Source organism: Pirellulaceae bacterium (assembly GCA_019636385.1).
Lineage (GTDB): Bacteria > Planctomycetota > Planctomycetia > Pirellulales > Pirellulaceae > Aureliella.
The window spans coordinates 446,707-459,762 of the sequence record JAHBXT010000003.1; the positions used below are offsets into that span (position 1 = coordinate 446,707).

Here is a 13,056-nt window from a genome sequence, read left to right on the forward strand (position 1 = left end):
TCCGCGTTGCTGCAGCCAACGGAAAGGCTGCTATTGGAGACTGGTCGGTAACCTAGAAGTTATACAATGCTCCTATATTCAATCCGTGTAGTACTAGGCAATCGCGATTGTAGATCTGCGTTTGTGCAAGGGTTTGCCCTTGGTGGCGGATATTGCCGACTGCGGTGGCGACACCGGTAGCAATCATTGCGCGATATCCTGCCGTGGCAGTCCATTTCGAGGACAGGCGAACACCGCAGCCGGTTCCGAGTTCGCTCAGGAAGGCCACGTCGCTACCACTTCGTTCAATGTTGAACTGCGTCGATGGATCGCCTGAGACGTATGCGAAGTAGCCTGCGGTGCGCAGGTTACTATCCAGGGAAGCACTATTGCCGTAGATGCCGGCTTTAGCGGTAGAATACAGATTCAATCGATTGCCTACGCAAAAATCGGATCGGCCACCAATCTGGAAACCCACTAAGTGATTTACCGTGCAGACATGGTAGCTCAATACTTGAGCTGGATATCCTGCAATGTCCGAAGCGTCGTAGTATAGATCATCGCCGAAGCGGAAATAGCGCACGCCAGCCAACCAACTCAGGTTCAGTCGTGAACCGCAGGCGGGGGCTACATAGCAGCAAGGCCCGGTCGCAAATTTGCTTGGCGGACCACACGGTGCACAGGCAGCGCTTGGTGCGCACGAGTTGCAGTCGCCGCAGGAATTGTATGCACTGTGACCGGCTCCAGCAGCCATGCCGCCTCGCCAAGGTCCAGCCATTGCCCGAGAACCAGAGAAGCAGCTACCCGCCGTTGAGCGATTGAAGTTCCGAGCTGCACCACCTACACCAAATCCCAACAAGTTAATTTCCACATTATGGAAGCTACTGGAGCGTCGAAGTTGGTGAGTATCGGCCGTGTCATACAGGCCGTACACATCCGGGTCGGTGGTGTCGTCAGCTACAGGACCTGCTTGCCATTGGTATTCACCAGTCCAGGGATCCGGTCCACCCCAGGGGCGAAACAGGCTGGAACGCAGTCCGCCTCCGTCATCATACACCGCAACTGACTGCGTCTCTGGGAACAATCCCCAATAGCTGACCGCTATTGCATTGCGGCCGCAGTTGAAGTAGCGACCTGCCATGGTCTCGAACCCAGCCATAGTGCCCAGCTGGGCATCCTGGGTGTAGAGAACACCTGCGCCAGAATCGTCCACCGAAAGCAGGCGATTGTGGTCGTCGATTCGTCGGAATATCAGTACGCTGCCGCCCGCAAACCAGGGTTTTGCTCCGCACGGCATCCCTCCTAAGCCACAACCTGCACCAAATCCATGACCCATAAAGCTACCGTGGCCCCAACCACTTCCGCAACCAGGAGCGGCCTGGCATGCAGGTCCGCAGCCGACACTCGGAGCAGAGTAGGCGTAACCAGGAAAATAGCCACCCGATTCTGGCTGACCGACCGGTTGCGTACCACACGAGGTACAGCCGGGCGCGATCGACTGATACGATGATTCGGTGTTTGCAGGCGATGTGTACGACTGCTGCAGCGGAGGAGCAGCCATGGGTACTGGAGCGTACTGTTGCGCCATGGGAACCGGCTGATTGGCCGCAGGCGTTGGAACAACTGGCAAAGCTTGTCCCGATTGGTTGAACGCTCCAGAATTGTCCTGTACCGCTGCCAAATGGTAGCCGGGAACCGGCGGCCCATAGGGCGACTGGACCGCATAAGAACTGGGGCCAGTGTTGTAATGATAGGGCGCGTACTGTGCCCGCGCCGATTGATCGCTTCCCATGCCTAAGGTTAAGGCAAGACCAAAAGCCAAATAGCTTTTCACTTTTTACTCCTCCCTGAGTATGACACTTAGTTCCGAACGCAGCGAGCTGTTGGCTCGCCGGCTCAATTGCATTGTTTTGCAGACAAGGTACTAACCCATCTGCCGCGTAGACAATGCTCGAATTGCGCACTCCATAGCGCCTGCTATCCGGTCAGTGAATCGACGCAGTGCCCGACAGCGATAGAAGATTTCCATCGAAAGCAACTGCCGGGACCGGTGCATCGTCTGGACAATCGCAAAATTGAGGAAGGTTTCTCAGTTTTTGCTGCCTAAATCCATGACTCCAAAACGAACCTGCCAGCAGATCACAACGCGGCGAGCGTCTCTAGCTAGCGAGACGGCCTGTGACCTGAATGTATCGACGTCAAAACGCGCTTCAGGTTCAGCAAATAAACCAGCCAGCGGTTCTTCTTCCGCTGGCTGGGGTTGGTTTGCATCGAGTTTTGGAAGGAGACCTGGCCAGTCAGCTACATTAGATGGCCTGATTCCTGGTGTTGATGCTAGGGTGCAAGTTGGGCATCGGCCAGCTTGTCGGACTCTAATGTATACGACAGCGGAACTTCAATTGGCGTCTCACTGGTGTCGATATGGACCAGGATTTTGCCCTTCACTTCGCCCTCGGAAAAGTCGCTTAACGGGTTGGGGGCGATGACCAGCGGCAACATGTGTACACGACTGGGCTTGCCAGGGCTGTCAAAGCGTATTTCAGCAATTTCACTCTTAATGTCGCTGATTCGGAAATCAGATTTGCTGGTAATGGTCAACCGTTGCGGTATGGGCTCATGCGGTTTCACACGTCCCAAGGCAATGGTTGCGGGTGCGACACGCAGAGGCTTTTCGATGGTGGCTGCTAATCGAATGGGGAGTGTTTTGAGTCGATTATCGTTGGTGTGAACTACCAACTGGCTTTCCAGATAGCCCTCCGGAGCTGACGGCTCCAATGAGATCTCGATGGTATACCTGACGCGTCCGCCCCCACGGCTGACTTCTGTAAAGGAAGCTTTGACGTAGGCGAAGGGGCAGGAGATATCCAAGACTTGCCAATCAGACCGGCCAGCGTAATTCAAATCTAACGTCAAAGTTGGTCGGCTGGCTTCGGGGACACTGCCGAAAACCGCTTCACCTGGTTGCAATACCACATCGGTACGGATATAGCCGCGCACGTTCAATTGCAGCTCGGTGGAGTAAGGCTGAGCAATGGACAGGGTCAGTGTAGCCTTCTTTTCGCCATTGAAACGGTCGGTGTTAAACTTAGCCATGAGACTGCCTGACTGGCCAGGTTTGATGACCTGTGTCTCGAGCACGGGAGTCGTGCATCCACAACTGGCGCGGACCGATTGAATTACCAAGTCGGTAGAAAACGGATTGTGCAGCACAAAACGATGTTCTGCCCGAGATGCTTTGGCGACCGCCCCAAAGTCATGGTGCCGTTGTTCTTGGGGAATGACATCCGAAATGGACTGGGCGCAGACAACGCCGAGGCCCTGCGCGATTATCGCGCAGGAGATTAAGAGCTTTCGCATACGATACTCCACGGAAGGTATTGACAGGGAGCGACTTCTGTTCGGGCCTGAACCGAACGAACACCACAGGTTGCCGTCCACTGCAGAGGTTTACGAGGAAGCTGCTGAGTTTTGGAGCGGAGCAACTTCAGGTGACCTCAATTCCATGCACGAGATTTGGAGCGGGTGCATGGTGGACGAGCTGTGCCACGATTTCTCCTGGACAACTTGTCAACTACTATCGTATTCAGCCCCGCCACTAATTTCCAAAAAAATCTGGATTTGTTCAAGTCCGATCGCGGGATGCGGTCGCGGTTGGCAGAATCGACAGAGCAAAAAAAAACGGCCAGTTTTACCTCCATGGCAAACTGACCGTCTTTGCTTAACTCCACCAGATCATCATCCGGACGGGTGGAAGGTTCATTACCGGCTCTGTAGTCGACCCGAAGGTCGAATCCACACCAGCGGAGTGTGGTATTTCTTCAGGCTGGGGACAGCCTCCTGGACCAAGTCGCGTTACCTATGGTTTCATGCCGAATCTTGCCAGGTCAGGTGCCCGTTCGGTATTCCCCGAATGGCCCGTTCCGAATGTCCCGCTGACCACTTGGGTCAGCGGGGACGATTCGAATCGACTGGCGTTGGACTAGCAGCCACAGCCACTGTCACTACCGGCGTTGCAGCCGCAGCCAGCGTCACAGGCCGCAGCTCGGTAGCCACAACCCAGAGCGCCACGCAGTCCACCGAAAATTCGGCGGAGCAGGCCTGGACGGCCAGCGTTGCAGCAAGGATCACAGCTTCCGCATTGGTCGCAACCGCCGCAGCAAACTTCAACTGGAACTTGTTCGCAGACTACTCGAGGTACGCAAACCGTTACTTCGTAAGGTACACATACCGCAACTCGCTTGCAGCACTTGACGGTACGCTGTTCGCAAACAGGTACACAGACCGTGTAAGGAACTTCCTTGCATACGTTTTCGCAAGTCCAGCTGCAAACCGTGTAGTTGCAAGTGCGGGTTTCAGGAACCATGGTGCAGGTTCGCACGCATACGTCCTTAGTGCGCTGCTCGCAGACCCACTTGCAGGTGCGGTAGCAAACTGTTCGAGTGCGGCACTCAGGAACCATCTTGCAAGTTGTGTAGCAAACGGTCTTCTGATGGCATTCAGGAACCATTTTGCAGGTCGTGTAGCAAACGGTACGGCTACGTGGCTCGCAAACATAGCTGCAAACTGTGTAGTTGCAGGTCTTCTGATGGCACTCAGGCACCATTTTGCAAGTCGTGTAGCAAACCGTCTTCTGTCGGCACTCAGGAACCATCTTGCATACGGTATACGGAACCGATTCTGTAACACAGCTTCGCTCGTGACGTACGCAGTTGATTTCCTTGGTCTCGCAGGTGGGAACCCAGCACTTCTTGCAGACAGTCCGCGGTGGGCACTGAACGCATTCCGTGCGGCAGGCACCTGGGCAATAGACGCACTTGCAACGGCACTCGTCCCAAGTCCAAGTACCTGGCTCGCGAACTACTCGGCGAACTACAGGACCAGGAATTTCTTCTGTACGAGTTTCCCAGTGACCGCCACGAACAGTGATCGTCTTGGTGTAGTTCACAGGGGTAACCACCGTGCGAACAACTTCACGTGTACGCTGTTCTTGAACTGGTACCATGACGGTATAGTTCACAACTTTTTCGTGGTTTTCGCGAACTGGCTTCATCACGGTATAGTTGATGACGCGCTGACGAGTTTCGTAGACTGGCTTACGAACGGTGTAGTTGATTACCTTCTCGTGTGTTTCACGAACAGGCTTCATGACCGTGTAATTGACTACTTTTTCATGAGTTTCGTGCACTGGTCGCAGGACCGTGTACTGAACTTCCTTGGTGTGCGTTTCGTACACGGGACGACGAACGTTGTACGTTACTTGTCGTACTTCCGTGCTATGGACCGGCTTCATGACGGTGTATTCACGAGTCCGCGTCTCATAGACCGGCTTTCGAATCGTCTGATTGACGGTTCGTGTCCGAGTCTCACGCTGCATGCGAGTTACATTGATTACCTTGTCTTCGGTAACCGTTTGCCACTCGGTGCGCGTGCGCTGCACAGTTTGATTTTCATAGACTGTACGACGTACAGTCTTCATGACAGTGTGGGTTGCCGGTGCTTCACAGCATCCGGCTGCACTGCCGCCGCAATCCTGGTAGCTTACAGCTCCACAGTATCCGGCATGGGCTCGACCGGACACAGCAGCCAGCAGGGCTACTAAGACCGGTACCACAAACAGCCTTCTCATCTCCCGTTCTCCTTAGTTATCGAAACGTGTTTGTAACTGGGTGACTTTCTGGTTGGGCGCCAGTTCGCCCGTGGTGTTAAGCAAGCATCCTCGCGGCGCGTCCAATTCCGCTCTCATACAAATGAGCTACGCCATCTAACCTCACCGGCATTCCTCCCGAAGCCATGCTGATTAGGTGGGAGCTTAGGCCAGCGGAGTTTGGTCCTTACGCCGAGAATGTGCTCTTAGCACCACTTAGATCGACCAGTGAAGAAGCATTGCTCAGGGGATTTGGGGTGTTCTGGAAATATGTGTCAAATGGCTAGTATTTAATGTTGGTTTTGTTGGCGTTTGACGGATGTAGCAATCGAGAGGGCTGTGCAGCCATTAAGCGGCACGCTTAACGGATTAAGCTAGAATAGGGAGGACGAAGTTGCTCAGAGCACTGCGGTTACATTCACCGATGCACTATGAAACACCGACAAAAAGCCACGGCAAGCCCCAGGAAGAAACAACTACCAGCCGTCCTGCCCGACACGATCCCAGCCGCAACCGCCAGTCGCCTGGGACTCTACCTGCGCGAGCTGCAGCATTTTCTGCGCAGCGGTATCCAAACCATCAAGAGCAATGCCCTAGGCAATCGCCTGGGATTGAGCGACTCGCAAATTCGTCGAGACTTGGCGCTGTTCGGCGAATTTGGCACACGCGGAGTTGGCTACGACGTAGCGGGTCTGGTCCAGGCGCTCCGGCGCGCTTTAGGTACCGATGGCCAGTGGAATACAGTCTTGCTCGGGTTGGGTAACCTCGGAAGCGCCTTGGTTCGCTATCGGGGATTTCCCATGCAGGGGTTCGTTCTTCAGGCGATCTTCGAGTCTGATATCACCAAAGTCGGAATTCCAATCGAGGGAATCCCCGTCTATTCGGTGGACGACCTCGAAGAGGTGCTTCCGAAACTGCACGTGCGACTGGCGGTTCTTGCCGTCCCCGCCGCCGTTGCTCCCGGCTTGGCCAAGCGACTGTCCAATCTTGGAATTGTCGGAATATTGAACTTTTCGCCGGTCAGCTTGTCACACGTTTCGGGACTGTCTACAGTTGACGTTGATCTGAGCATCGAAATGCAGCGGTTGGCATTTGCCGTTGTGAATTCCGAGAGGCATAGCTAGATTATTGTCAGTCCTGTACGTGCTCTAGTCGAGAAAATCGTACCATACTGCCGGGTGGTGTAATGGCAACACTACTGATTTTGGTTCAGTCATTCATGGTTCGAGTCCATGCCCGGTAGCTGACCACCACAGAAATTCCATAAACTTAATCCCCTCCGCAGAAGGGTAATCTATTACCGTTGGTGGGGTTTGTGGCGTGGTATATGCCGCGTGATAGGTAGTTTGGGAAGGCAGTTGAGTTGCCAAGCTGATCTAAGTCCGGTCTTTGTGCTGCGGCGCAGTATGTTCCGATTTCCTGGCTGTATATTTCTAGCGTGTATTTTACGCGTGGGGCACTAGATACTTGGTTCGAGGCTACAGTGCTGAATTGTTGCGGAGATGCCAGACAAGCACTGAGACAGAATTGCTATGACCGCCGCCATCAACCCAAAATTTCTTCCGCAAACTGTCAGCGAATCAGGTTGGCTCAATAAGCTGACTAGTGAGACTGTCATCCAGTTGGCTAGGTTCTTCAGTGGTTACTCGGTGCGTTGGGTAGACTGCCAGCCAGACACTTGCCAGAGAATCTACTTTGCCAATCATACCAGTCACCTAGATGCCGTGGTTCTGTGGTCTGCGCTGCCGCCAGAGATACGAAATCTGACCCGTCCCGTAGCAGCCCAAGACTACTGGAACAAGACGCAATGGAGACGATTTCTGGCCCGTTCTTTCAACGCGCTCCAAATTGATCGCCACGCGATCAAAGTTCACCATAGTCCTGTGGACCTAATGATTCAAGCCATTGGCGATGTCTACTCGTTGATCGTTTTCCCTGAGGGCGGACGCAGCGATGACGATTCGATGGGCGAGTTCAAGAGCGGCATCTACTATTTGGCAAAAAAACGACCAGACATCGAGCTTGTGCCGGTCTATATGGACAATTTAAACCGCATATTGCCGCGCGGCGAATACCTGCCAGTACCTCTGCTGAGCAGCATTACAATTGGGCCGCCAATGTGGCTCGAGGCTGGCGAGCCCAAGGCTGATTTTCTGGCTCGTGCTCGACAAGCGGTCCGAGCACTTCGAGACGTTTAGAGACCTTCCGATCTGCCAATTCGCTGGTTATAGTGGTCTCTTCCACCGGCATGCTGGCTCGTGGTTCAAGGAGTGAGGGGGAAGATGAGGCGTAGAGTCGTAGTAACCGGTTTGGGGATGATCAATCCGTTGGGCAGCAGTGTCGACACCGTGTGGGCGGCCTTGAAGAATGGCCAAAGCGGCGTCGGATACATTTCGATATTCCCTGCCGAAAACTATCCCACGCGAATTGCCGCCGAAGTCCGCGACTGGGACATTACGGACTGCGGAGAAACTGCCGAACAATGGGCCAATCGTGGGCGTCATGCCAAATTTGCCGCTGGAGCCGCCAAGCAGGCGATTTTGGACTCGGGTCTCCTGGATGCGATCAACGATCGGTCGCGAGTCGGCGTGTATTTTGGAGCTGGTGAGGGCAATCAGGACTTTGCGAACTTTACGCAGATGATCGCCGACGCGACCCAGGTGCCCGAACATTTCGACTTGGATCGCTTTATGGCGCGAGGTCTTAAAATACTCAATCCGGCCATGGAAATCGAACAAGAGCCGAGTATGCCGGCGGCCCACGTAGCCGGTTTGTATGATCTTCAGGGGCCAAACCTTAATTGCTTGACCGCATGTGCAGCCAGTAGTCAGGCGGTGGGCGAGGCTACGGAATTGATCCGTCGCGGTGACGCTGACGCCATGCTGGCCGGCGGAGCGCACAGCATGATTCATCCGTTCGGATTGACAGGATTCAGTCTGCTGACGGCGTTATCGACCAATAACGACAATCCGACCGGTGCCTCGCGCCCCTTCGACAGGCTGCGCGACGGATTCGTACTGGGGGAAGGATCGTCCGTGGTAATCTTAGAAGAGCTGGAACACGCCCGTCGGCGTGGCGCCACAATCTACGGAGAAGTCCTCGGCTACGGCTGCAGCGCAGATGCGTATCGCATTACCGATATCCATCCTGAAGGGCGTGGTGCCATCGCATGCATGTCGGCTGCCATTCGCGATGCAGGAATTTCACCCGAGCAGGTAGGCTACGTCAACGCGCATGGTACAAGTACCTCTGTCAATGACCGTGTAGAGACCGTTGCCTGTAAGGCCGTATTTGGCCAACTGGCTTCTAGCATTCCAGTCTCCAGCACCAAGAGCATGATGGGGCATTTGATTGCCGCCGCTGGCGTGACCGAAATGATCGTCTGTCTGTTAGCGATTCGGGACGGAGTCTTGCCGCCGACTATCAACCTGGAAAATCCGGATCCGGAGTGCGACTTGGATTACGTTCCCAATGTAGCTCGGCAAGCCAAGCTGGACATCGCGCTGAATAACTCCTTTGGCTTCGGCGGACAGAATGTCTCCTTGGTCGTAGGTCGCTTTCGCAGCTAGTTTCGCTAGTCGCTACCGGTGTTCCATGGGAAACGATCGCTGCCTTCGGCCAATTCTACGCACGCAGCTCAGCAGTTCCAGAAGGCAAACTCGGATGAGCGTCGCTCAGTTTTTTTCCAGCGAGTGCACTACTAAGCCACTTAGCAGTTTTGGATAGAAATAGGTACTCTTGGCTGGCATGCGTTCGTTGTGCAGACTGACGCGACGAATGTCCTCGACTGATGCGGGCATGACAAGGGCTGCGAGCTGGTAGTCCAGGTTGCCTTCTAATCTGCCTTGCAATCCGTCGATTACCTCTTGCACTAAGTGGACGTAGGTTGGCTTTGGATGTCCGGCCAGTCCAAGTAGGCGATCAATGATTAAATTGTGCAGCATGGCTACGCCCAGCCCCTGCCAATCGCGACTTTGGTTGGGCGAAGCGTCAGCCATTGCATGTTGAGTGCCCGTGGACGCCGTCACCAGCGTCCAGGTCTTATCGGCTGCAGAATACAATCCAAACGCACCCTGATCGTTCAGTTCCTCGATCTGCCGCCATACCGCTGGCGCTGCCTCTGGTCCTGAGCCTGCCGGCTGGCAATCGAGAACCGGAGTCAACTTTTGAGTCAACTGTGCACTGGACATCGCCGGAATGCCGTGCAGTAGACGGTGTGTGGGCAATACGATCAGTCCAGGATCATCCATGCTGACCATCATGGAAAGCACATAGTTTGCCGGATGATCAGCTGGCAGAGTGCCACCCGCAGCCTGGGCTAATTCATCGCGGTAATTGCAGGCCGTTTCGTATCGGTGGTGACCGTCAGCCACAAACATGGGCTTGCTGTCGACGATTGAGGAGACTTGAGCAATGATCGCGGGGTTCGTAACCGCCCACAAACGATGTTTTACTCCCAGGTGATCGACGGCCTCAACGGCTGGTTGGCCAGCTATGCAATTTTCCAGAGCATTCTGGGCCGCATTGTCAGCGTCGGGATACAGCCCAAAAATCTGGCTCATGTTCGCCTGACAGGCCCGCGTTAGCTTCAGTCGATCGTCCTTTGCCTTGGCGTGAGTCTGTTCGTGCGGGTAAATCTCGCCCTCACCAAATCGTACTAGCTTTACGCGGGCCATGAATCCACGGCGGGTATAGGTTCGACCAGCGTACTCAAATATCTGGTGATAGACGTACAGCGCAGGATCGGGCTCTCGCTGCAGCACGTCCTGCCGGATCCAATCGCGGTACAAGTTTGCGGCTTGTTGGTAGACGCCATCCGGATCCATGGTTCCCGGTTCGGAGCGAGTGAGTTCCAGGCGGATGAAATTGAACGGGCTAAGATCATAGAGATGCTGTTGCAATTGAGCATCGACCACATCGTACGGCGGAGCGACAACCGAACTTAGGGAACCAACACGGGCCAGATTGTATCGTAGTCCACGCAGTGCTTGGATTTGAGGCATTTAAGTGGTTTGCGGGATCGAGTGCCTCGACGCGTTTAAGGCAGGCGAAGGAGTTTCGCCACGGCAAATCCGAAGTGGTCCGACGAGGTTGCACCGTTTTACTGGAAGCTGCCGATTTGTTGCAGGGGAGGGCAGGATAAGCCCACGCGAATTTCTAGTGGTGCCATGCGCCTGCTGGTGGCAAGTTAACTCAGCCTCTGGCTGCTGATGCTTGCAAAACCTTGTCTGGCTTGTTTGGAAAACGCGGTCACCAGTTCGGTTGACTTCGCCCCCGGACTCAGCTCGACTCCGCTGGCGGTGTCGACTCCGTCGCAGCCCGTCAACACGATTGCCTGACGGACATTCTTGGGCGTCAGCCCGCCAGCCAGGAGCAGCGGCCAATCACATAGCGGGGCCGGACGGGGGTTCAGCGTGCCCCAATCGGCTTGCATTCCTGTGCCACCTCCGACACCCGGTGCGTAGGCATCGACCAAGAATCCTGCTAGTGATCCGGGCCAGCCCAGCGACCGACTCTCTCCAGCGCCACCGGCTGCGAGGTTGGGCTTGCCAAATCGCTTCGACCAGGCCGCCGCCAACTCGATCTCCTCAGTTCGACCGCTCCAGGAAATCGCCTTGATGATAGCAACGCGCGGGCAGTAGGCCGAGATGTCTGGGGACTCCCTACCGTGCAATTGGACGTAATCCCATGGAGCAGCGTTCAGGGCCTCTGTAAGCTCGGCCGGACCTGGATCCATCACGACGGCAACTGTCGTCAGCCCCAGTTCGTGGGCGCGCGCCACCAGTTTTGCGGCGCGCGCAACATCCACTCGTCGCTGGCTGATGGGAACCAAATTGAAGCCTACAGTGTCAACTCCGGCTGCTGCTAAGGGTGCTAGCTCTTCCAACCGGGTTACGCCACAGACTTTAATTTGGGGGAAACAGATTCGAGTGGTTCTCGGGGCGGAATCCATCAAAGTGTCTCTCGGGGACAAAACGGTGCATCTTCAACTGCGATCTTACGGTCGGCACTTCAGTCAATCCAGCGAACTTAGGCCTGCAGCAGGTGGATTGCGTTAATCTTTGTCGATTATTCCGACGATAACGGACTACGATGTGGGCCCGGAAGGTCCATCCGGTACTGGCTGGCTTGCAGGCGCGGCGATCCGGAGCCCGGACCATTCGAACTGTAGGCAGCGTTTCAGACAAGGAGTCGTCTTGACCGTGCAGCGACTAGAACGCATGGATTTAGCGATCTACACGCGTCAAATTGCGCGCCAGTCCACGTGGTGTGGCGTGGTGTTCGCGCTCGCAATACTCTTGACGGTACTGAACGTGTTGCCGCCCGTTCCGATGCATTATCGCGTCGAGGCCAAGTTGATGGTTGAGCCTGCTCGTGTCGAGGCGCTGATGCGCAATCTGAAGCAGGCCACCAACCTGGCATCTCCCGCCTGGTTACAGGATTTTCGCGTCCTGGATCGAACGGGCCTAAAAGAACAGCCGACGAAGATATTGGATGGGACTGACCGCATCTATCTTACGATACGCAGTATTTGGCATCAACGTTGTGACTCAGACCAGTTTCGGAGTTGGGTTGAGTCGATTACGCAACTGCCCAGCAGTCAATCTCGTGAAACACAACTAGTCGCGGCCCAGCGCATGGCACGCTGGGAGCTAACTGCTGCCGAGCATTACCGAGCGCAACATAACTATCTGAGTCATTCGCCCAGCGAACTAGCTGAACAGCTTGAAGCTAAGCAATTGGCCTTCGACACAACCCAGCCTGCATTGAGCGACACCATGAGCGATGCCGCCCCAGCCAGGGTAACCGCTGTGGGCACAGGACGCTTAGCATCTGCACCACTACGTACCGGACATGATTATCTTGACGCGAGTCGGGAGCGTGACCACCTGGCGCAAGAAGTTGATCGGGCGAAACAAGGCGTCGTACGCAGCCAAGCCGAGGTGGATCTATGGATGCAGCGTTTTTTGGGACAATTGCAGATAACCGACAAACCTCGGATCACTCCCATTGCAGGGCGAATCCCAGTGTGGATCGCAGCCAGTGTCATTATCGTCGGACTAGCGGCGGGTGCCAGCGCAGGCTGGTTCCAATGGCGATTGCAATCCGGAGGCGTTCACGACCCAGCAGATGTGGCCACTCATTTGGCCAGTCGCGGCTACAGCCCACTGGCTCGAATCGAATTGCCCAGTGATCTTATCGACTCTACAGATTGGATGGAAATTGCTGGACGCCGTGCGAGCGAAGCGGGACGTCGGACCGCCCGCAATTTGATTTGGCTAAGCGAATTGACCTTGGCTGCGTGGTGCTTGCTGATCGCGGGCAGAATCGCCCTGGATCCGATCTGGCGATCGTTGGCCTTTGACAATCCCTTGGCAGCCTTTGGAAGATTGGTAACGGGCCTGCACTAGAGTCAACTTCAACTGGCAAAT

General features: G+C 55.2%; 9 protein-coding genes and 1 tRNA gene. 5 read left to right on the top strand and 5 right to left on the bottom strand.

The window, feature by feature from the left end; all coding sequences use genetic code 11:
- Window positions 1–52: 52 nt before the first annotated feature.
- The 3 genes from KF752_12485 to KF752_12495 all read right to left on the bottom strand — a co-directional run bounded on the left by KF752_12485 (window position 53) and on the right by KF752_12495 (window position 5,605).
- Window positions 53–1,813 carry a hypothetical protein gene (locus tag KF752_12485; GenBank protein MBX3422362.1) on the bottom strand — a complete coding sequence of 587 codons (1,761 nt, stop codon included), beginning with the start codon at window positions 1,811–1,813 and terminating at the stop codon, window positions 53–55.
- A 500-nt stretch (window positions 1,814–2,313) separates the two neighbouring features.
- The gene (locus KF752_12490; protein ID MBX3422363.1) at window positions 2,314–3,336 is read right to left on the bottom strand and encodes a DUF1573 domain-containing protein; all 1,023 of its coding nucleotides are present in this window, start codon (window positions 3,334–3,336) and stop codon (window positions 2,314–2,316) included.
- 622 nt (window positions 3,337–3,958) lie between these two features.
- The gene (locus KF752_12495; protein ID MBX3422364.1) at window positions 3,959–5,605 is read right to left on the bottom strand and encodes a hypothetical protein; all 1,647 of its coding nucleotides are present in this window, start codon (window positions 5,603–5,605) and stop codon (window positions 3,959–3,961) included.
- 449 nt (window positions 5,606–6,054) lie between these two features.
- Between KF752_12495 and KF752_12500 the strand changes: the two genes are divergently transcribed.
- The 4 genes from KF752_12500 (at window position 6,055) to KF752_12515 (ending at window position 9,192) form a co-directional block, all read left to right on the top strand.
- Window positions 6,055–6,747 (top strand): redox-sensing transcriptional repressor Rex, encoded by a 693-nt coding sequence (locus KF752_12500; protein MBX3422365.1) that lies wholly within the window; start codon window positions 6,055–6,057, stop codon window positions 6,745–6,747.
- A gap of 48 nt (window positions 6,748–6,795) precedes the next feature.
- A tRNA-Gln gene (locus KF752_12505) sits at window positions 6,796–6,866 on the top strand.
- A gap of 289 nt (window positions 6,867–7,155) precedes the next feature.
- Window positions 7,156–7,821, top strand: coding sequence for a 1-acyl-sn-glycerol-3-phosphate acyltransferase (locus KF752_12510; GenBank protein MBX3422366.1), 666 nt, complete (start codon window positions 7,156–7,158; stop codon window positions 7,819–7,821).
- 84 nt (window positions 7,822–7,905) lie between these two features.
- Window positions 7,906–9,192: a beta-ketoacyl-[acyl-carrier-protein] synthase family protein gene (locus KF752_12515; protein MBX3422367.1), complete on the top strand. Its 1,287-nt coding sequence runs from the start codon at window positions 7,906–7,908 to the stop codon at window positions 9,190–9,192.
- A 105-nt stretch (window positions 9,193–9,297) separates the two neighbouring features.
- Here KF752_12515 and KF752_12520 read toward each other — a convergent pair whose 3' ends face one another.
- A complete protein-coding gene (locus KF752_12520) occupies window positions 9,298–10,626 on the bottom strand; it encodes a DUF1015 domain-containing protein (protein MBX3422368.1) in 1,329 nt (442 codons plus the stop codon).
- Window positions 10,627–10,811: 185 nt separating this feature from the next.
- On the bottom strand, window positions 10,812–11,510 hold the full coding sequence (locus KF752_12525; GenBank protein MBX3422369.1) for a phosphoribosylanthranilate isomerase: 699 nt from the start codon (window positions 11,508–11,510) through the stop codon (window positions 10,812–10,814).
- Window positions 11,511–11,826: 316 nt separating this feature from the next.
- Between KF752_12525 and KF752_12530 the strand changes: the two genes are divergently transcribed.
- Entirely contained in the window at window positions 11,827–13,035 is a 1,209-nt protein-coding gene (locus KF752_12530) for a hypothetical protein (GenBank protein MBX3422370.1), read from the top strand.
- The last annotated feature ends 21 nt before the right edge of the window (window positions 13,036–13,056 follow it).